We start from the raw sequence: 19561 nt of genomic DNA on the forward strand, positions 1-19561 counted from the left end.
GGGCGCGGTCTATCTGCCGCTGGGCCCCCGTCCGGGAGAGCGCCGCATCGGCGCGGTCACCGAGGACGTCGCGGTGGTCTGCCTGATCGGCGACCCCGCCGTACTGCCCACCGGCCACCGGTCCGCCGAGCGGGTCGAACTGCCGCTGCCCGCCGAGGGGACCAACGCCGCCGCCACGGTCGTCGCCGCCTTCGCGCCGCCCGCCGCCGGCGCCCGCCCGGCACCGCCGCGGGCGTTCTACGCCGTGCTGACGTCGGGTTCCACCGGCCGCCCCAAGGCGCTCGCGGTGGCGGAGCCCGCGCTGTCCGCCCTGCTGGACTGGTACCGCGACGAGACCGGTCTGGTTCCCGGCGACCGGCAGTCCCTGCTGATCGGCGTCGCCTTCGACCCGCACGTCATGGAACTGTGGGCAGGCCTGACGTCGGGCGCCGCGCTGGTGCCCGCTCCCGACGCGGTCCGCTGGGACCCCGCCGAACTCACCGACTGGTGGCGCGAGGCCGCGGTGACCGTCTGCGTCGCGGCCACCCCCATGGCGGAGCCGGTCCTGGACCGGCCCTGGCCGCAGGACCTGGAGCTGCGCCACCTCGTCGTCGGCGGCGACCGGCTGCGGCGCGGGCCGGGCCCCGACGTGACCGCCACCGTCCACAACGCGTACGGGCCGGCCGAGGCCACCGTCGTCACCACCGCGCACGCCATGCGGCCCACCGATCAGCGGCCGGACGACGTGAGCGCGCCGCCGATCGGCCTCCCCATCCCCGGCACCACGGTGATCGTCGCCGACGCGGACGGCGGCGTGGCCGCCCGCGGCGAGACGGGGGAACTGCTCATCGGCGGCGCCTGCCTGGCGATCGGCTACCTGGACCCGGAGCTGACGGCCCGGCGCTTCACCGCCCCGCCCGCGGGGCTGGACGCACCGGGCGCGGACCGCTTCTACCGCACCGGGGACCGGGTGCGGATGCTGGCGGACGGGCGGCTGGAGTTCCTCGGCCGACTCGACGACCAGGTGAAGATCAGCGGGGTGCGGATCGAACCGGCCGAGGTGGAGGCCGCGTTCGAGCAGAACCCGCAGGTGCGCGGCGCGGTGGTGACCGCGCCCCGCTCGGCCGACGGACGTACCCGGCTGGTGGCGTTCGTCCTGCCGTCCGCAGGCGCCGCCCCGGCCGCGGACGAGCTGCTGGCGGCGGTGCGGGGCTGGCTGCCCGAGCAGGCGGTGCCCGCGACCGTCCGCGTCGTCGAGTCCTTCCCGCTGGACGCCAACGGCAAGGTGGACCGCGCCGCACTGCTCGCAGGCGAAGCCTCCGCCACCCTTGCGGCCCCCGACGCCCTCGTTCCCGACACCGTCGCTCCCGACGCCACCGCGACCGGCAGCGAACAGCTCGTGCTGCGGGTGGTCCGCGACCTGCTCGACCGTCCGGACGCCGCGCTGGAGGACCACTTCACCTCGCTGGGCGGCACGTCGATCTCCGCCGCCCGGCTGCTGGCCGCCCTCGAGCGCGAGACGGGCACCCGGCTGCGCGCCCCCGAGGTGCTGCGCCAGCCGGACCTCCGTTCGGTGGCCGCCGTGCTCGACCGCCGCCGCGCGGCCACGTCACCGGCGGTGGTCTGAGATGGCGACCCCCTCCCCGCCGCATCCCACCGACCGGAAGGAAGAACCCGTGACCGCCCTGCCCGCCCAGGTGGCCCGGCACGCCGAACGGACCCCGCACGCCCTGGCGGTGGTCGACGGTGACACCACACTGACCTACCGGCAGCTCGTGACCTCCGCCCGTTGCCTGGCCTCGCATCTGCACGGCCACGGGGTCCGGCCCGGCGACCGGGTGGCGCTGCTGATGCCGCGCTCGGCCCGTACCGTGGTCGCGCAACTCGCCCTGTGGTGGGTGGGCGCCGCCTGCGTTCCCCTCGACCCGGCGCACCCGCGTCCGCGGATCGAGGCGATGCTCGCCGACTCCGGGACGACACTGACCGTCGGCGACGGCAAGCTGCTCGCGTCCGCCGCAGGAACCGGAGCGACGCTGGCGCTGCCCGAGGACCCGCTGTCCGGGTTCGGCGGGGAAGCACCCGTGCCCGCCGCCGACATGGGCCCGGACGCGACCGCGCTCGTCCTGTTCACCTCGGGCTCCACCGGCGTGCCCAAGGGCGTGGCCGTCACCCACGGCGGCATCGCCGAACTGGTCACCGAGCCGCGGTACGTCACGGTCACCGCGCGGGACCGGGTGCTGTTCCACTCACCGACGACGTTCGACGCCTCCACCTTCGAGGTGTGGGCGGCCCTCGCCAACGGCGGGTCCGTCGTGGTGTGCACCACCGAGCGGCCCTCGTTCGAGGACCTCGCGCACCACGTCGAGCGGTACGGCGTGACCGTCGCGTTCTTCACCACCGCGCTCTTCCACCAGCTCGCCGCCCGCCGCTCCCGGCTGTTCTCGGTGTTGCGCTCCGTCGTCGTGGGCGGTGAGGCGATGGCCGCCCAGCAGGCCCGCGCGGTGCTGCGCGCCTTCCCGTGGCTGGAGCTGGTCAACGGCTACGGCCCGACCGAGACGACGACCTTCGCCACCACCCACCGCGTCACCGACGCGGACTGCGACGGCCCGGTGCCGATCGGCCGCCCCTTCGCGGGCGCCACCGCCCATGTGCTGGACGAGGCGGGACTGCCGGTCGCGGACGGTGAGCGCGGTGACCTGTGGATCGGCGGCAGCCGTCTCGCGAACGGCTACGCGGGACGACCGGAGCTGACCGCCGAGCGGTTCGTGGAGCATGGCTCGCTGGGCCGGCTCTACCGCACCGGCGATATGGTCGCGCGCCGCGCGGACGGCGTGCTGGACTTCCACGGCCGCGCCGACGACCAGGTCAAGGTGCGCGGCTTCCGGATCGAGCCGGGCGAGATCGAGCACCTGCTGCGCGAGCAGCCCGAGGTGGACGACGCGGCCGTCACCGTGCGGCGGCCCACCGAGGGCGACGCGCGCCTGGCCGCCTTCGTGGTGGCGGCGCCCGGCCCGGTACCCCGTGCCGAGACCCTGCGGACCCGGCTCGCCGCCCACCTGCCCGCGCATCTGGTCCCGGACGAGCTGACGCTTGTGGAACGGTTCCCGCTGACGGTGTCCGGCAAGGTCGACCGCCGCGCGCTCGCCGAGCTGCGCGGCGTCACCGTCACCGAGGACCGCGCCGAGCCGCTGACCCCCTTGCAACAGGCTGTCGCCGACATCTGGAGCAACGCCCTGGGCTGTGAAGTCGCGCGGGCGGATGCCGATTTCATCGCCTACGGCGGCCACTCGCTCCTCGCCCTGATCGTCACGGACGACCTCCGCGAGGAGCTGGGGGTGACGCTGACGCTGCCCGACTTCTTCGCCGCTCCCACCGTGGCCGGCCATGCCGCGCTCGTCGAACGCACCCTGCTGGCCAACCACAGCGATCTTCACCCCGACGCGCCGGAGGACACCGATGGCCACTGACACCCACCCCACCTCCGCCGCCCTGCAGGAGGAGTTGCTGCGCCGCGCCCGGGCCCGCGCCCGTCCGGCCGGTCCCGTGCCCGAACCCGAACCCGTCGAGACCCTCGTCCAGGGACGTACGCCGCTGTCCCACGCCCAGCGCCGCATGTGGCTGATGGACCGGCTCGGCCAGGGCGGCGCCCTGTACAGCGTGCCGTTCGCCACCCGGCTGCGCGGACCGCTCGACCTGGACGCCCTGGGCACCGCGCTGACCGCGCTCGTCGCCCGCCACGACATCCTGCGCACGCGGTACGGGCAGCACGGCGACGAGCCGTACCAGAAGGTGCTTCCCGCACCGGACACGATCGCCGTGCCGGTGATCGCCGCCGCCGGCGACGGTGTGGCGGGTGATGGTGCGGCCGCGCTGACCGAGGAGGCGCGCCGTCCCTTCGACCTCGCCGCCGGACCCCTTCCGCGCGCCCTGGCGCTGCGCCACGGGCCGCAGGACCACACCGTTCTGCTGACGTTCCATCACATCGGCATCGACGGCGGCTCCTTGGAGACCGTGGCCGCAGAGCTGGCCGCGCTGTACGCGGCGGCCGTCGGCGGGAGCCCGTACGAGAAGGCGCGGCCGCCGCAGTACGCCGCGTTCGCGGCCCGCGAGCACGCGGCGGCCGGCCGGCTCGACGACGGACTCGCGCACTGGACGCGCCGACTGTCGGGCGCCGTCCCGCCGCGGCTGCCCCGCCCCGCGCTGGCCGCCGGCGACCTGGCCGCGCGGCCCGCCGCCGTGCGCAGCGCGCCGTTGGACGCGGAGGTGCTGCCCGCACTGCGCGAGCTGGGGCAGCGGCACCGGGCCACGCTGTTCACCGTGGCGCTCGCCGCCGCCTTCGCCGCCCTGCACCGCTTCACCGGCGAGGACGACCTGGTGATCGGCTGCGCCGGCACCCACCGCGAGGGCGCCGCCATGCGCGACCTGGTCGGCCTGTGCGTCAACACCCTGCCCATCCGGGTGGACCTGTCCGGCGACCCGGCGTTCGCAACCGTGGTCGACCGGGTGCGGGACGCGCTGCTGGAGGCCCAGCAGTACCGTGACGTGCCGTTCGACCTGATCCTGGAGCGGCTCGGTGCCGCCGCCCGGGACGCCGACGGCACCCCGCTGGTCCGGGTCACCGCCGATGTCCTGGGCGAGCCCACCGCGCTCCGGTTGCCGGGTCTGGTCGCGGAGCCGGTCGACGTGGCCGTCGGCGAGGCCAAGTTCGACCTGTCGTTCGGTCTGACCGACACGGGCCGTCCCGCAGGCCTGGTCCAGTACGGGCGGGCCGCCCTCGACGACGCGGCGGGGGAGCGGCTGGCGGACGACTTCGCCGGGCTGCTGACCGCGGTCGCCGCCGACCCGGAACTGCGGCTGTCCCGGCTGCCGGTCTCCCCGGCCGCTACCGGTGATCTCGACAGCCACCCGGCGGAAGTGCTGCTGCGCGCCCACCCGTTGGTCGCCGACGCCGCGGTGCCGGCCCCGGCGGGCGGACCCCTGCTGGCGTACGCCGTCCTGCGCGGGACCGGGGGCCCCTCGCCCGCCGAACTCCGCTCAGATCTGCGGTCCGGCCTGGACCGCGACCTCGTCCCGGCCGCGGTGACCCTGCTGGACGCGATGCCCCGCACCGCCGACGGCACCCTGGACACGGCACGGCTGCCCGGCGCCCCGGCCGCCCCCGCGCCACGCGGGGTCCGCGCCGAAGCGGTGACGGCGGCCTTCGCGACGCTGCTGGGCCGCACCCCCGGGCCCGACGACGACTTCTTCGTACTCGGGGGCCACTCGCTGATCGCCGTGCAGCTCGCCGAGCGCCTGCGCACCGGACTCGCGCTGCCGCTGACCGGCCTGGACGTCATGGAGCACCGCACGCCGCGGGCGATCGCGGCGCTGCTCGACGCGCGGGAGACGGAACGGGAACGGCTGGCCGCGACCGCCACCGCCACCCGGGCGTCCGGCAGTCCGGCGTCCGCCAGTTCGGCGTCCGGGACCCGGCGGGCGCGGGAGGGCACGGTCCTGGTGACCGGCGGCACCGGCGGTGTCGGCGCCTTCGTCCTGCGGGAACTGGCCGCCAGGGGGCGGCCGGTGCTGGCGCTGTCCCGGCCCGAGTCGGCGCACCTGGTCGCGGGGGAGGGCGTGGAGGTCGTCGAGGGCGACCTGACCGATCTGGACGGGCTGCGCGCGGCCGTCGGGAGGGCGGACGCGGTGATCCACGCCGCCTGCACCTTCACCCGTCCCGAGGTGGACGTGGCGGCGATGGCCGCGATGGTGGAGGCCTGGAACCGCGGCCCGTTCGTCTTCGTCAGCAGCGTGGACGCCTACGGCCGGCCCGCGGGCCCGCGGGTGGCCGAGGAAGCGCCGTCCGCACGGCCGCTGAGCGCCTACGGGCAGGCCAAGCTCGACTGCGAGCACCTGCTCATGCGAGCGGCGGGCACCGGCGGGCGGGGCGGGGCGAGCGTGGTCCGCTCGCCCATCGTCTGGGGCCCGCACGACCGGCTGCGCGACCAGCTGCGCTGGGGCGCGACCGGGCTGCTCTACCAGGCGGCCCTCGCCGGGGAGCCGATCGAGCTGCCGCGGCCGGGGACCGCGGAACACGCCTGGTACGGCGCGCCCTGGGTCCACGCGCAGGCGCTGGCGCGTGCGATCGGCGACTGCCTGGAGAGCCCCGTGCACGGTGTGGCCAACGCGGTGAGCGGCCACGTCGCCTGGCCGGAGCTGGCCGCCGAGCTGACCCGGCTCCTCGGCAGCGACAGCGGCATCCGGCTCATCGACCGGGTCCACCCGGACCTCGACCACCGCTGGCACTACGGGTCGGGTCGGCTGGCCACCGCGCTGGACGAGCGGCCCGGCGAGGACTGGCGCTCGGTGCTCGCGGCGATGACCGGCTCCGCCGGGCGCTGAGATCCGGGGGAGCCGCGGCCGCCGACGCGGCTCCCCCACCCGTCCGTCACGTCCGTCACTTCGCTACCGCGCGGCACCGTATACGGTGATCCCGTGCCGAAGAACGAGAACGTGTTCTCCTCCGCGGCGGCCTGGCGCCGCCGCACCGCCTCGCGTCTGGTCCACCGCGGATGGCGGTGGGTGCAGAACGCGGGCGCGGTGACCGCGCAGCGCCCCGGCCCGTACCGTTTCCGCAGCTTCGGCACGGGCTCGCGGCTGGCGTTCCCGCTGGGCACGGTCTTCGGGGAGCAGTGGATCGAGATCGGGGAGCACTGCGTGGTGGGGGAGCAGGTGACCCTCACCGCGGGCATGATGCCGGACCTGGACCTCGGTCCCGATCCGGTCCTGCGGCTGGGCAACGGTGTGGTGCTCGGCCGGGGCAGCCATGTGGTGGCCTCGGCGCCGGTGGTCTTCGGCGACAACATCTTCGCCGGGCCCTATGTGTACGTCACCAGCGACAACCACTCCTACGACGATCCGCACGAGCCGGTCGGCAAGCAGTGGCCACGCTCGGAGCCCGTCGAGATCGGTTCCGGGAGCTGGCTGGGCACGGGAGCGGTGATCCTGCCCGGGGCGCGGCTGGGCCGCAACGTGGTGGTCGCGGCGGGCGCGGTGGTACGGGGCGACGTGCCCGATCACGCGGTGGTCGCGGGCGCTCCCGCCAGGATCGTGCGCCGCTGGGACCCGGCGACCGGATGGCAGCCCCCGCTCCGGACGCCGCCGCCCGTCCCGATACCGGAGGGGATCACCCCCGAGCAGCTGATGGCACTCGCGGGAGTCGAGGACGAGGCGGACAGGGCCGCGGATCCCGCGGTGTAGGTCCTTCTCGTGTCACCCCGCCGCGAGCAGGATGGTGCCGGCCATCGCCAGTCCCGCGCCCGCGGCCTGGATCGCGAGCAGCCGTTCCTTGAGGAAACCGCGGGCGGCGAGTGCCGTCACCACCGGGTAGAGCGAGGCGAGCACCGCGGCGACGGTGACCGGGCCGTGCTGGGCGGCCAGTGAGTACGTGCCGTTCGCCGCGACGTCCGCGAGGCCGACCAGGGTGAGCGAGGGCATCACGGACCACACCGCTGCCATGCCGCCCTCCGGAGCGGAGGCCGGGTCACGCCGTACCGCCACGACCAGCGCGGCGCCGCCGACCAGCGAGTTGCACACCCGCTGGACGAAGAGCGCGAGGAACAGCCCGGTGATCGTCGAGGACGCCTCGGCGATGAGCGCGAAGACCGCGCCGAAGCCGAAGGCGGCGACGAGGGTGAGAAGTACTGTCTGGCGCTGCACGGGCGCGCCGCGCAGCTGCGGGCCGCCGGCCAGGACGACCCCGACGACGGCCACCGCGATCCCGCCGTACTGCAGCAGCCCGGGACGCTCGCCGAGCGCCAGCCCGACACCGAGCGGGATGACGACGCCGATGGAGGCCAGCGGGGAGACCACCCCCATCGGGCCCTGGGCGAGGGCCTTGTAGAAGCAGATCATCGCGATCGGCCCGACGATGCCGGCGGCGACCGCGTACCAGAGTTGCGGGCCGATCTCGCTCCAGGCGCCGGTGGCCACGACGATGACACCGAGGACGAGCGCGGCGGCGATCTGCGAGGCGACGACCACGACCAGCGCCGGCAGCCGGCGGGTGAGCAGGCCGCCGCCGAAGTCGGCCAGCCCCCAGAGCAGGCTGGTGGCGAGCGCGAGAACCGCTGTCATGGGACTTTCCTCGCAGTACAGTGTGGTGAACGTGTTGGTGCACCACACCGTAGTGCAGCATAGTGAACTCTGTCATTCATAATATTGGATGGAAGCGTGCCGGACCTCGAGATCGTCGCCCAGTCGCTCGCCCGCAACGTCAAACGGCTGCGGCAGGAGCGCGGATACAGCCTCGACGCGCTCGCCGCCCGCGCGGGCGTCAGCCGCGGCATGATCATCCAGATCGAACAGGCCAGGACCAACCCCAGCATCGGGACCGTGGTCCGCATCGCCGACGCCGTCGGCATCAGTATCGCCAACCTCCTTGACTACGCCGACAGCCCCCAGGTCCGGCTGGTCCCCGCCGACCGCGCCGTCCCGCTGTGGAGCACCCCGGGCGGCAGCTACGGCACGCTCCAGGCCGGAACGGAAGCACCCGGCCCGCTCGAACTGTGGTCCTGGCGGCTCATGCCCGGCGAGGGCCACGACTCCGACTCCCACCCGCCCGGCAGCGCCGAGCTGATCCGGGTGGACGCGGGCGAGCTGACGCTCGTCGTCGAAGGTCAGGAGTACCGCGTCCCGGCCGGGACCACCGCGAGCTTCGACGCCCATGTGCCGCACGGCTATCACAACGCGGGAACCGTCCCGGCCGAGATGACGCTGGCGATCGCCGTCCCGCCGCCCCGTTAGCGCCTGTTACGTTTTCGGGTATGCGCGCACCCATCGGCAATTTCGACGAAGCCCACCCCGCCACCGAGCGGCTCGACCTGCTCCCCGCTCCGGTGGCCGCCGCCGTGACCGCCGACATGCTCTACGTCGACACCGACCCTGAGAAGGCCGACACGGCCGTCTTCGTCGAGACCTACGGAGCCGATCTGGTGGACGCCTCGGCGAACTGCGTGGTCGTCGCGGGCAAGCGCGGCCAGGACGTCACCCTCGCCGCCTGCCTGGTGCTCTCGACCACCCGCGTCGACGTCAACGGCGTGGTCCGGCGCCATCTCGGCGCCCGCAAGGCCTCGTTCGCCGCGATGGATGCCGCGACCGGCGCGACCGGCATGGAGTACGGCGGCATCACCCCCGTCGGCCTGCCCGCCGACTGGCCGCTGCTCATCGACGCGGCCGTCGTCGACGCCCCGCACCTGGTCATCGGCAGCGGCGCCCGGCGCGGCAAACTGATCGTGTCGGGCAAAACCCTCGCCGCCCTCCCGGGCGCGGTCGTCCTGGAGGGCCTCGGCATCTGAGCGAGCCCCCTCAGGGCCGGTGCAGATACCGGTGCAACCGCCGCCCCGCGCGCACCACGCCCACGGCGAGCCCCACTCCGGCCACGGCGGCCACCACAGCCCCCCACCAGTTGTCGGGCAACACCCCGAGCAGCAGCACGAACACCACGAGCCCCAACCCGAAGCCGAGCACCGGCAGCGCGTAGAACCACAACTCGGCGTAGGTCTTCTCGTCCAGCCCGAAGGGCGGCGGCGGAGGCTTGCGATCCTTGCTCACCCGGCCACGGTAGGCGCCGAGCCTTGGTATGGCGCGTCGGGAGGGGCCGGGCGCCCGGTCAGCAGCCGCAGTCGTCGGTGCCTGTCGGGGCGACGAGGGGGTCCGCGTCGCGGTGGGTGGGGCCCTCGGGTGTTTCGAAGGGGAAGCCTTCGCGGATCCAGTACTCCATGCCGCCGAGCATTTCCTTGACCTGGTAGCCGAGGGTGGCCAGGGCGTGGGCGGCGCGGGTGGCGCCGTTGCAGCCGGGGCCCCAGCAGTAGACGACGACGGGGACCTCGCGGTCCAGGAACTCGTCGGCGAGATGGGGGATCTGGGCGGTCGGCAGGTGGACCGCTCCCGGCACGTGGCCCTGGTCCCACGATTCGGTGCTGCGGGAGTCGACGACGACGAAGCCGGGGCTGTCCGCCCGCAGGCCGGCCGCCACGTCCGACACGTCGGTGTGGAAGACCAGGGAGGCGGCGAAGTAGGCGGCTGCCGTGGCGGGCGCGGCGGGCGGGACGCGGAGGACGGGGTTCTCGGAAACGATCAGCTGTGTCATGGCCAGAAATCTACGGATTCCGGTCGGAGCCTTGAAGTGGCATTTCCCGGCGCTTTTCTTGTTCGGCCGTGGGTCCCCTGCTAGACAGCGGTCATGACCGCTGAAACCCTTGACGCCACCGACTGGCGCATCCTGGAAGCCCTGCAGCGCGACGGCCGGGCCAGTTACGCCGAGCTGGCGCGTGCCGTCGCGATGTCGCCGAGCGCGGTGACCGAGCGGGTCCGCCGGCTGGAGGAGTCCGGGGTGATCACCGGTTATTCGGCGGTCATCGACCATGACCGGATCGGTCTGCCGATCCTGGCCCTGGTGCGGCTGCGCTATCCGACCGGCAACTACAAGCCGTTCCGCGACCTGCTGGCGTCGACGCCGGAGATCCTGGAGGCGCACCACGTCACGGGCGACGACTGCTTCGTCATGAAGGTGGCGGCGCGCTCGATGCGGCACCTGGAGGAGACCGCCGGCCGGATCTCGGGGCTCGGCTCGGTCACCACCAGCATCGTCTACTCCTCGCCGCTGTCCCGCCGCCCGCTCACTTTGTGACCCGCGCGGCACTCCGCCCGGACGGCCCCTGGGCGACCGTGGAGCCCGACTGCCCTTTTATGACGCGCAGTTGGGCGGGGATCCGCTGCCGCAGGTCGGCGACGTGGCTGACGATGCCGACCGCGCGGTCCCGTTCCCGCAGCGCGTCCAGGACGTCCAGCACTTCGTCCAGGGTCTGTTCGTCGAGGCTGCCGAAGCCCTCGTCGATGAAGAGCGTGTCCAGCCGTGTGCCGCCCGCCTCGTCGGTGACCACGTCCGCGAGGCCGAGCGCCAGCGCCAGGGAGGCGGAGAAGGTCTCGCCGCCCGACAGGGTGGCGGTGTCGCGCGCGATGCCCGTCCAGGCGTCGACGGCCATCAGCCCGAGACCGGAGCGCGAGCGGCCGGCGCTCCGGGCGTCGCTGTGGACCAGGGTGTAGCGGCCCGACGACATGCGCTGCAGCCGGACGCTGGCGGCTGCGGCGACCTGCTCCAGGCGGGCGGCCAGCACGTAGGTCTCCAGTTCCATCTTCAGCTGGTTCTCGGTGGAGGTGCCGGCCGACAGGTCCGCCAGCCGCCGGATGCGGGCGTACTCGGCGCGGGCCGGGGCGAGTTCCGCGGCCTTCGCGGCGGCCTGCGCCCCGAGCCGGTCGAGATCGGCGCCGTGGGTCTGCGCGGCGGCGTGCGCCGCGGCCGCCTCGCGCAGCCGCGCGGTGGTGGCGTCGACGGCGGCCCGGGCCCGCGCGGGGTCGGCGGGCGGCAGTGCGGCGGCGGCCGCGGGTCCGGGTGCGGCCAGATCGGCGGTGACGGCGGCCTCCTCGTCGCGCCACTGCGCCACGAGGTGCTCCAGCCGCAGCCGGCGCTCCGGCGGGTACAGGGCGCGGGCCGCGTCGGCGGGGGTGTCGAATCCCGCGCGGAACGCGGCGTCCGACAGCGCCGCGTCGGTCTCCTTGAGCCGCTGCGCGCCGTCGTGCTCCCGGTCGACGGCCTGCGCGGCCGCTGCCAGCAGCTCGACGCGCCGGGCCAGTTGCGACCTGCGGGCGGCCACGGTCGCGAAGCCGCCGCGCGCCCGCTGCAGCCGCTCGGCGACCCGTTCGTACTGCTCGTCGAGCTCCTCGCGCCGCGAGGTGCGCGCCGCGGCCCGGCTCAGCGCCTCGTGCCGCTCCGCGGTGCGGCGGTCGCGTTCCCGTTCGGCCTCGGCCAGCGCCTCGCGGGCGGCGTGGGTGTCGGCGGCGGCGCGTACCGTGAGCGCGTATGCGCTCTCCAGGGCGGTGTACGTGGCCTCCAGTTCGGCTACCGGGGTGTCGCCGGCCGCTGCCAGGGCCGCGTCCCGCCCGGCCTGCGCACGGCTCAGCTCGTCGTGCACCTCGCTCTGCGCGGCGGACGCGTTCTGGTAGGCGGCGTGCGCGGCGTCCTCGTCCTCGCGGGTGACCTGCCGGTCGGAGGCGCGGGCCGGATCGGGGTGTTCGGCCGAGCCGCACACCCGGCAGTTCTCGCCGGGCAGCAGGGCGGCGGCCAGCTCGGCGGCGATGCCCGCGATCCGCGCCTCGCGGGCGTCCTGCCAGGCCTCGCGGGTGTCGGCTGCCCGGTCCCGGGCGGCGCGGTGCCGGTCCTCGGCCACGGTCACGGCGCGGGCGTAGCGGTCCCGCTCCCGGGCCGCGTCCAGGCGGTGGCCGGCCTGGTCGCGTTCGGCGTCCAGCGTTCCGACGCGGGCCGCGGCGGCCTGCGCGTCGTCGACGCGCCGCTGCAGCCGCAGCCGCGCCGCCTCCCAGCCCTCCAGCCAGCCGTCGGCCTCCTGCACGGCCTCCTCGTCGCCGCGTGCCTCGGCCTCCAACCGGCCGCGGCGGGAGCTCAGTTCGGCGGCGCGCTGCTCCAGGTCCCCGGCCTCGGCGAGTGATCCGAGCTCCTCGCGCAACTGGTTGGCCGTCGCGGTGAGCTGTTCGGCGGCGGCCTCGGCGAGTTCGGCGGGGAGTTCGGCGCGCGCGGTGCGGCGGGCGGCGAGCGCCTGCTGGTGCTGGGCCGCGGCCTTCTCGCGCAGTTCCAGGGCCGACTCGACGCCGGAGGCGCGATGCGCCCGCTCCAGCCGGGCGCGCTGCCCGTCACGTTCCCCCCGGGCCCCGGCGATGTCGTCCGCCCGGCGGCGGGCGGCGGCGTGGCGCTGCTGCAGCCCGTGCAGTTCCTGGACGGCGCCGGCCTCGTCGCGGGCCCGGAGGTGTGCCTGCTCGGCCAGTTCCAGCGCGCTCACCGCGATGGTGTGGCGCTCGCGCGCGGTGGAGCGCAGCACGGCCGCCCACTGCAGGATCGGCGCGGCCAGGTCGGAGTGGCCCGCCGAAGCGCGCGCCGTCACGTCCTCGGGAAGCCAGGCGTCCAACGGCTCCGCCGCCGGGCCCGCCGCCTGGGCGAGGCGTCCGGCGAGGTTGTCCAGTTCCTGGTCGCCGGTGAGGATCCGCTGCTCTGCCGCGCGGCGGCGCTCCTTGAGCCACTCCTCCACGGCCTTGAACCTGCCGGTGTCGAAGAGCCGGCCCAGCAGGGCGCCGCGCTCGGCGGCGGTGGCCCGCAGGAAGTTGGCGAACTGGCCCTGCGGCAACAGCACCACCTGGCAGAACTGCTCCCGGCTCATCCCGATCAGCTGCTTGAGTTCCTCGCCGATCTCCTGGTGGGACTTGGACAGCGCCCGCCACCGGCCGTCGGTGCGCTCGCGCAGCAGCGTGACGGCCTTCTCCTGCGTCGTGCCGGAGCCGCGCTTCTTCGGGCGCTGCTGTTCGGGCCGCCGGGTGATCTCCAAGTGCCGTCCGCCGACGTGCAGTTCGAGGACGACCTCGGTGCTGAGGGCGGCGTCGGCGTGGTCGCTGCGCAGCCGGCTGGCCGGGCGGCTGCCGGGGACGTCGCCGTACAGGGCGAAGCAGACGCCGTCCAGGATGGAGGTCTTGCCGGCGCCGGTCGCGCCGTGCAGGAGGAACAGTCCGGCCGAGGACAGGTCGTCGAAGTCGACGCTCTCGGTGCCGGCGAAGGGGCCGAAGGCGGTGAGGTCGAGCCGGTGCAGACGCATCGCTTACGTTTCCGTCCTCGCGTGGTGCGCGCGCACCGCGTCCAGGGCCTCGCGCAGTACCGTCCGCTCCCGCCCGTCGGGACCCGAGCCCCGGACGTGGGCCACGAAGTCCTCGGCGATCTGCTGGTCGGTCCTGCCGCGCAGGCGCTGGGCGTAGGAGACCGCCGGGTCGGTGCCGGAGTTCTCGGGATCGAAGGCCAGGCTGAGCACGTGCGGGAAGCGCTTGGCCAGGGCCGCCATGGGTTCCGGCGGGCGCAGCGCGTCGGTGAGGGTGGCCTCGACCCAGGCGTCCTCGTGGGCCTCCAGCGCCGGATCGGCGAGCAGGTCGTCGAGATGGCCGCGGATCCGGGCGATCGGGCGCGGCACCGGGCAGTCGACGCGCTCGGCGGTCACGGCGCCGTCCGGGCCGAGGTCGACCAGCCACATGGTCTTGCGGTGCCGCTCCTCGGAGAAGGAGTACGCCAGCGGCGAGCCGGAGTACCGGACGCGTTCGGTGATCGTCTGGCAGCCGTGCAGATGGCCGAGCGCCACATAGTCCACGCCCGCGAAGATCTCGGCGGGCACGGCCTCCACCCCGCCCGCGGTGATGTCGCGCTCGCTGTCGCTCGGCGCGCCGCCGGTGACGAAGGCGTGGGCCAGCACCACCGAGCGGGTACCGGCCGGGCGGGTGGCGAGATCGGCGCGGACCCGGTCCATCGCTGCCCCCAGGACGGCGGTGTGGTCGGCCCGTTCGGCGCCGAACTCCGCACGGACCAGAGCCGGTTCGAGGTACGGCAGCCCGTACAGCACGGTGTCGCCCGCGGCGTCCGGCAGGACGACGGGGATCGCGCAGCCCGCCGGGTCGGTGCGCAGGTGGATGCCGGCGCGGCCCATGAGCCCGGCACCGACGCCCAGCCGCCGGGCCGAGTCGTGGTTCCCGGAGATCATCACCGTCGGGACCCCGAGGTCGGCCAGCCGGTGCAGGGCGTCGTCGAAGAGCTCGACGGCGGCCAGCGGCGGCACCGCCCGGTCGTAGATGTCTCCGGCGACGAGCACCGCGTCGACGCCCTCGCCGCGGACCGTGCTGACGAGGTGGTCGAGGAAGGCCGCCTGCGCGGAGAGCAGGCTCTCCCGGTGGAACGATCGCCCCAGATGCCAGTCGGAGGTGTGCAGAAGTCTCACGATGGCGCTCCGACCTGCACGTTTAATTCTCCTCCACCCCAGAACCAGCGCCGAGGCAGCAAAAGGTCCGGCTGTCGGCACCGACCACGCTAGCGCCCGGCCGCCCCTCATCCACCACGGACCTCAGTTTGTCATCCGCGGCGGACCGGACAGCGCGCGGTATTGCCGCGATCCGGTCCGTTGCGAAACGATCACGCCTGGGGCGGATCAGTACCGGACGCGCCGCCCCGCCGCCGAAGCCCCGGGAGTGACAAGTGCCGACATTCGAGATCACGGTCGCCAGCGCCGCCGACATCGGGCTGATGGCGGAGTGGGCCGCCGCGGAGGGGTGGAACCCGGGCCGCACCGACGGCGCCGCGTTCCTCGCGGCCGATCCGCACGGGTTCCTGATCGGGCGCCTCGACGGTGAGCCGGCCGCCTGCGTCTCCGTCGTCCGGTACGGAACCGATTTCGGCTTCCTCGGCTTCTACATCACCAGGCCCGAGCTCCGCGGCCGGGGCTACGGCATCCAGCTCTGGCGCGCCGGCATGGAGCGGCTCGCCGGGCGCAACGTCGGGCTCGACGGGGTGGTGGCCCAGCAGGACAACTACCGCAAGTCCGGATTCCGCTCCGCCTGGAACAACATCCGCTACGAGGGAACGCCCGTCGCCACGGACGTCCCGGCGCCCCCGGGCGTCACCCTGGTCGACGCCCGCACGCTGCCCTTCGATCAACTGGCCGCCTACGACCGCCGGTTCTTCCCGGCGCCCCGCGACAGTTTCCTCGCCACCTGGATCGCGGCGCCGCAGCGCACCGCACTGGCCGCGGTGCGCGACGGGGAGCTGCGGGGACTCGCCGTGCTGCGCGCCTGCCGCGGGGCCTCGCGCATCGGGCCGGTCCACGCGGACTCGCCGGAGGTGGCGGGCGCCCTGGTGGGCACGCTGGCGGCGACGGTGCCGGGCGAGCCGGTCTCGGTCGACGTGCCCGACGGGAACAAGCCGGCGGTGCGGCTGATGGAAGAGCTCGGCCTGGTGCCGTCCTTCGAGACCGCCCGGATGTACACCGGACCGACGCCGCGGACCGATCAGGCCGGGATGTACGGCGTCACCAGCCTCGAACTGGGCTGACCGGATCGCGGGAGGTCTACACGTCCACGAATTCGGTGCCGCCGGCCTCCACCGTGGCGGCACCGGAGGTGCTGTCGGCGACCCAGGAGCGGAACGCCGCCACGCCGGACTCGGGCAGCGCGACGTCGATCCTCACATCGGCGCCGTACCGCACGCCGCGCACCGTCCGCCCGGCCGACCGCAGGTCGTTCTCCAGCTTGCCCGCCCGCTGGTGGTCCACGGCGACGGTCAGCAGCGCGAGGCGCCGGCGTTCGACGGTGCCCAGGTCGTCGAGGGCGGCGGACACGGCGCCGCCGTAGGCGCGCACCAGCCCGCCCGCCCCGAGCTGGATCCCGCCGTAGTAGCGGGTGACGACGGCGACGACGTCCCGCACCTCGCGGCGCAGCAGCACCTGCAGCATGGGCGTGCCCGCGGTGCCGCCGGGTTCGCCGTCGTCGCTCGCCTTGTGGACGCGGCCCTCGGCGCCGATGACGTACGCGAAGCAGTTGTGGGTCGCGCCCGGGTTCTCCTTGCGGATCCGCTGGATGAACGCCTGCGCGGCCGGCTCGCTGCTCGCGGGCGCCAGCGCGCACACGAAGCGCGAGCGTTTGATCTCGCTCTCGTGCACGCCTTCGCGCCCCACCGTCAGATACCGGTCAACCATCCGGCCACCCTATGCCGCCCACCGGGAATCAGCGGGGTGTCCCGCTCGTTGACCAGGCACGACGAGCGGGACACCCCTGGCCCCCTGGCCGACCAAGGCACCTCTGGAGGACGACGTGTACGGCGATGCTGCGACGGTACGGAAGATCCTGACCGGGACGGGTGACACCTGGGCGGTGGTCGGGCTGTCGAACAACGAGGCGCGGGCTGCCTACGGGGTCGCGCAGGTGCTCCAGCGCTTCGGCAAGCGGGTTGTTCCCGTCCACCCCAAGGCCGAGACGGTGCACGGCGAGCGTGGTTACGCCTCGCTGGCCGACATTCCATTCCCGGTCGACGTGGTCGACGTCTTCGTCAACTCCGAGCTGGCGGGAGCCGTCGCGGACGAGGCGGTGGCGGTCGGCGCGAAGGCCGTGTGGTTCCAGCTCGGGGTGATCGACGAGGCCGCGAGCGAGCGGACGCGGGCGGCCGGGCTGGAGATGGTCATGGACCGCTGCCCCGCGATCGAGATCCCCCGGCTCGGCTAGGCGGGGTCCGACGGAGCGGCCAGTTCGAACGCCCGCAGTTTCCCGTGGTCCGCGACGCGGGTGAAGCCCGCCCGCTCCAGGACACGCTGGGAGGGGATGTTGTCCGGCTCGGTGGTCGCCAGGAGCCGGCGGACGCCGGGCCGGTCGAACGCCCACCGCGCCAGCGCCAGCAGCGCGTCGGTGGCCCAGCCGGCACCCCGGGCGGAGACCGACAGGTCGTAGCCGATCTCGGCGACGCCGTCGGTGGGCGGACCGTGGAAGCCGATGCCGCCGACCGCGACGCCGTCCTCGGACCGCTGGATCGCGAACACGCCCCAGCCCGGTTGGAACACCCCGGCCGCGTCCGCGGCGACCGTCATCCCGGCGGCGACGATCGTGCCCTCACCGGGTATCCCGTCGATCCAGACGAGGGCCCCGGACTTTCCCTCGGCCAGCAGCGCGCAGTCGGCGGGCAGCTGCTCCCGCAGCGTCACCCGCCCGTCCTCGAGCACCTGTCGGCCGTCGTCGTCGTGGGAGGTGCGCAGGGTCATGGATCGGAACCGTCCTGTCGGAGAGTGCAGAAGATCCGCAGGCTACCGGCTGGCGGTCGCCGGGCGCAGATGGTTTTTCCGCGCCGGGGCGAGGGCGGTCCGCGCCGGTCAAGTGCCCTCGCCCGGGAGGGAGTTCGCGGCGGGCGTTCCCGTGCGGGCAGCGGCGGAGGGAATCCGCTGCTGCCCGCACGGAAACGTTTGCACGGTCGGGGATCGCCCGGGTCCTACAGGGCCGACAGCTCGGTCACGAGGTCGTCGAGGCCGAGGGAGCCCTGGGAGAGGGCGGCCATGTGCCAGGCCTTGGCGTCGAAGGCGTCGCCGTGGGCCTTGCGGGCGGCCTCGCGGCCGGTCAGCCAGGCGCGCTCGCCGAGCTTGTAGCCGATGGCCTGGCCGGGCATGCCCAGGTAGCGGATCAGCTCGCTGTCGACGAACTCGGCGGGGCGGCCGCTGTGCAGGCCGAAGAACTCCCGGCCCAGTTCCGGCGTCCAGCGCTCGCCGGGGTGGAACGGCGAGTCGGCCGGGATCTCCAGCCCCAGGTGCATACCGATGTCGACGATGATCCGGTTCGAGCGCATCATCTGCGCGTCGAGGTAGCCGAGTCGGCGTTCAGGGTCGGTGAGGAAACCCAGCTCGTCCATGAGGCGCTCGGCGTACAGCGCCCAGCCCTCGCAGTTCGCGCTGACCAGGCCCACGGTCGCCTGGTAGCGGGAGAGCGAGCCGGCGACGTGCGTCCACTGGGCGAGCTGCAGGTGGTGGCCGGGCACGCCCTCGTGGTACCAGGTGGAGACCAGGTCGTAGACGGGGAAGGAGGTCTGGCCCATCGTCGGCAGCCACGTGGTGCCGGGGCGGGAGAAGTCCTCCGACGGCTGCAGGTAGTACGGGGCCGCGGCGCCGCCGGGCGGGGCGATCCGCGACTCGACGCGCTTGACGCGGTCGGCCAGCTCGAAGTGCGTGCCGTCCAGGGCCTCGATGGCCTCGTCCATCAGCGACTGGAGCCAGGTCCTGACCTCCTCGACGCCCTCGATGCGCGTGCCGTGCTCCTCCAGGTGCGCCAGCGCCTCCCAGGGGGTGGCCGCGCCGGGCAGGATCCTGGCCGCCTCGGTCTTCATCTCCTCGTGGATGCGGTGGTACTCGGACCAGCCGTACGCGTAGGCCTCGTCGAGGTCGAGGTCGGTGCCGTTCCAATACCGCGACCAGCGGGCGTAGCGCTCGCGGCCGACGGTCTCCGACGCGCCCTCGATGCCCGGCGCGTACGTGTCGCGCAGCCAGTCGCGCAGCGCGGCCAGCGCTGCGGTGGCCGCGGCGGAGGCGGCGTCCAGCTCGCCCCGCAGCTCCTCGGGGCCGCCCGCGGCGAAGGTGCCGAAGTAGCTGCCGCTGTCGGTGCCGATCCAGTCGGTCAGCTGGCCGATGACGGTCGTCACCTGGAGGGGACCGGCCGGCAGCTTGCGGTCGAGGCCTTCGGCGAGCGAGGCGCGGTACCCCTCCACGGCGGCCGGGACGGCGCGCAGCCGGGTGGCGACGACACTCCAGTCCTCGGTGGTCTCGGCGGGGGTGACGCTGAAAACCTCGCGCATCGAGTGCAGCGGCGAGTGGATGTTGCTGACCGCGCGCAGCCCTTCCCCGGCCTCGTGCACGGCGATTTCGGCGGTGAGGCGCTCGCGCAGCAGTCGGGCGCAGCGCCGCTCCGCGTCGCTGTCCGCGCCTGGCCGGGCCTCGGCCTGCGTCAGCAGGTCCAAAGTGGTGTGGGCGAGGTCGGCGAAGGCGCGTGTCCCGGCGGGGGAGAAGTCGGGCAGCAGGGCGTGGCTCTGCGCGACGCCGAGGTAGGTACCCATGATCGGGTCGAGTTCGATGAGGTGGTCGACGTACGCGTCGGCCACCTGGCGGGGCAGCGGGCTGCTGGTAATCGTGGACATGCGGCCATCCTCGTA

17 protein-coding genes are annotated in these 19561 nt (G+C 74.4%); 9 read left to right on the top strand and 8 right to left on the bottom strand.

Annotated elements, in window-relative coordinates; genetic code table 11:
• From O3X23_RS33475 to O3X23_RS33490, 4 genes are all read left to right on the top strand, one after another.
• The coding region (locus O3X23_RS33475; protein ID WP_269276216.1) for a non-ribosomal peptide synthetase at positions 1-1606 on the top strand (1606 nt) is incomplete at its 5' end.
• A 49-nt stretch (positions 1607-1655) separates the two neighbouring features.
• On the top strand, positions 1656-3446 hold the full coding sequence (locus O3X23_RS33480; protein WP_269276217.1) for a non-ribosomal peptide synthetase: 1791 nt from the start codon (positions 1656-1658) through the stop codon (positions 3444-3446).
• Positions 3436-6357, top strand: coding sequence for a condensation domain-containing protein (locus O3X23_RS33485; protein ID WP_269276218.1), 2922 nt, complete (start codon positions 3436-3438; stop codon positions 6355-6357). The genes O3X23_RS33480 and O3X23_RS33485 overlap by 11 nt, the downstream gene beginning before the upstream one ends.
• A gap of 93 nt (positions 6358-6450) precedes the next feature.
• Entirely contained in the window at positions 6451-7215 is a 765-nt protein-coding gene (locus O3X23_RS33490; RefSeq protein WP_269276219.1) for an acyltransferase, read from the top strand.
• 12 nt (positions 7216-7227) lie between these two features.
• Here O3X23_RS33490 and O3X23_RS33495 read toward each other — a convergent pair whose 3' ends face one another.
• Positions 7228-8091 (bottom strand): EamA family transporter, encoded by an 864-nt coding sequence (locus tag O3X23_RS33495; protein WP_269276221.1) that lies wholly within the window; start codon positions 8089-8091, stop codon positions 7228-7230.
• Between the two features lie 96 nt (positions 8092-8187).
• Here O3X23_RS33495 and O3X23_RS33500 point away from each other — a divergent pair, with 96 nt between their 5' ends.
• Together O3X23_RS33500 and O3X23_RS33505 are read left to right on the top strand one after the other, a co-directional pair.
• Positions 8188-8760, top strand: a complete 573-nt coding sequence (locus O3X23_RS33500) for an XRE family transcriptional regulator (protein ID WP_269276223.1) — start codon at positions 8188-8190, stop codon at positions 8758-8760.
• 20 nt (positions 8761-8780) lie between these two features.
• A complete protein-coding gene (locus O3X23_RS33505) occupies positions 8781-9311 on the top strand; it encodes a YbaK/EbsC family protein (RefSeq protein ID WP_269276224.1) in 531 nt (176 codons plus the stop codon).
• 10 nt (positions 9312-9321) lie between these two features.
• Here the strand turns inward: O3X23_RS33505 and O3X23_RS33510 are convergent, their stop codons facing one another.
• Together O3X23_RS33510 and O3X23_RS33515 are read right to left on the bottom strand one after the other, a co-directional pair.
• The gene (locus O3X23_RS33510; RefSeq protein WP_269276226.1) at positions 9322-9567 is read right to left on the bottom strand and encodes a hypothetical protein; all 246 of its coding nucleotides are present in this window, start codon (positions 9565-9567) and stop codon (positions 9322-9324) included.
• Between the two features lie 58 nt (positions 9568-9625).
• On the bottom strand, positions 9626-10105 hold the full coding sequence (locus tag O3X23_RS33515) for a rhodanese-like domain-containing protein (RefSeq protein WP_269276227.1): 480 nt from the start codon (positions 10103-10105) through the stop codon (positions 9626-9628).
• A 93-nt stretch (positions 10106-10198) separates the two neighbouring features.
• Here O3X23_RS33515 and O3X23_RS33520 point away from each other — a divergent pair, with 93 nt between their 5' ends.
• Entirely contained in the window at positions 10199-10645 is a 447-nt protein-coding gene (locus O3X23_RS33520) for an Lrp/AsnC family transcriptional regulator (protein WP_269276229.1), read from the top strand.
• Here O3X23_RS33520 and O3X23_RS33525 read toward each other — a convergent pair.
• Together O3X23_RS33525 and O3X23_RS33530 are read right to left on the bottom strand one after the other, a co-directional pair.
• Positions 10635-13670, bottom strand: a complete 3036-nt coding sequence (locus O3X23_RS33525) for an AAA family ATPase (protein WP_269276231.1) — start codon at positions 13668-13670, stop codon at positions 10635-10637. The genes O3X23_RS33520 and O3X23_RS33525 overlap by 11 nt on opposite strands.
• Before the next feature lie 3 nt (positions 13671-13673).
• On the bottom strand, positions 13674-14831 hold the full coding sequence (locus O3X23_RS33530; protein WP_269276232.1) for an exonuclease SbcCD subunit D: 1158 nt from the start codon (positions 14829-14831) through the stop codon (positions 13674-13676).
• A 254-nt stretch (positions 14832-15085) separates the two neighbouring features.
• On the opposite strand from O3X23_RS33530, the gene O3X23_RS33535 reads away from it, so the two are divergent.
• Entirely contained in the window at positions 15086-15937 is an 852-nt protein-coding gene (locus tag O3X23_RS33535) for a GNAT family N-acetyltransferase (RefSeq protein ID WP_269276234.1), read from the top strand.
• Between the two features lie 16 nt (positions 15938-15953).
• Here O3X23_RS33535 and O3X23_RS33540 read toward each other — a convergent pair whose 3' ends face one another.
• Complete coding sequence (locus O3X23_RS33540) at positions 15954-16580, bottom strand: YigZ family protein (RefSeq protein ID WP_269276236.1); 627 nt, start codon at positions 16578-16580, stop codon at positions 15954-15956.
• Between the two features lie 115 nt (positions 16581-16695).
• Here O3X23_RS33540 and O3X23_RS33545 point away from each other — a divergent pair, with 115 nt between their 5' ends.
• Positions 16696-17103, top strand: coding sequence for a CoA-binding protein (locus tag O3X23_RS33545; RefSeq protein WP_269276237.1), 408 nt, complete (start codon positions 16696-16698; stop codon positions 17101-17103).
• On the opposite strand, the gene O3X23_RS33550 is transcribed toward O3X23_RS33545, so the two are convergent.
• Together O3X23_RS33550 and O3X23_RS33555 are read right to left on the bottom strand one after the other, a co-directional pair.
• Positions 17100-17633, bottom strand: coding sequence for a GNAT family N-acetyltransferase (locus tag O3X23_RS33550; RefSeq protein ID WP_269276239.1), 534 nt, complete (start codon positions 17631-17633; stop codon positions 17100-17102). The two genes, O3X23_RS33545 and O3X23_RS33550, sit on opposite strands and share 4 nt — an antisense overlap.
• 224 nt (positions 17634-17857) lie before the next feature.
• On the bottom strand, positions 17858-19546 hold the full coding sequence (locus O3X23_RS33555) for a DUF885 domain-containing protein (RefSeq protein ID WP_269276241.1): 1689 nt from the start codon (positions 19544-19546) through the stop codon (positions 17858-17860).
• Positions 19547-19561 lie beyond the last annotated feature (15 nt).

Source organism: Streptomyces sp. H39-S7, assembly GCF_027158205.1.
Taxonomy (GTDB): Bacteria; Actinomycetota; Actinomycetes; order Streptomycetales; family Streptomycetaceae; genus Actinacidiphila.

Coding starts and splice junctions, on each gene's coding strand:
- O3X23_RS33520 (WP_269276229.1), top strand. CDS start 10,199: ATGACCGCTGAAACCCTTGACGCCACCGACTGGCGCATCCTGGAAGCC.
- O3X23_RS33525 (WP_269276231.1), bottom strand. CDS start 13,670: ATGCGTCTGCACCGGCTCGACCTCACCGCCTTCGGCCCCTTCGCCGGC.
- O3X23_RS33550 (WP_269276239.1), bottom strand. CDS start 17,633: ATGACCCTGCGCACCTCCCACGACGACGACGGCCGACAGGTGCTCGAG.
- O3X23_RS33555 (WP_269276241.1), bottom strand. CDS start 19,546: ATGTCCACGATTACCAGCAGCCCGCTGCCCCGCCAGGTGGCCGACGCG.
- O3X23_RS33505 (WP_269276224.1), top strand. CDS start 8,781: ATGCGCGCACCCATCGGCAATTTCGACGAAGCCCACCCCGCCACCGAG.
- O3X23_RS33485 (WP_269276218.1), top strand. CDS start 3,436: ATGGCCACTGACACCCACCCCACCTCCGCCGCCCTGCAGGAGGAGTTG.
- O3X23_RS33540 (WP_269276236.1), bottom strand. CDS start 16,580: ATGGTTGACCGGTATCTGACGGTGGGGCGCGAAGGCGTGCACGAGAGC.
- O3X23_RS33515 (WP_269276227.1), bottom strand. CDS start 10,105: ATGACACAGCTGATCGTTTCCGAGAACCCCGTCCTCCGCGTCCCGCCC.
- O3X23_RS33495 (WP_269276221.1), bottom strand. CDS start 8,091: ATGACAGCGGTTCTCGCGCTCGCCACCAGCCTGCTCTGGGGGCTGGCC.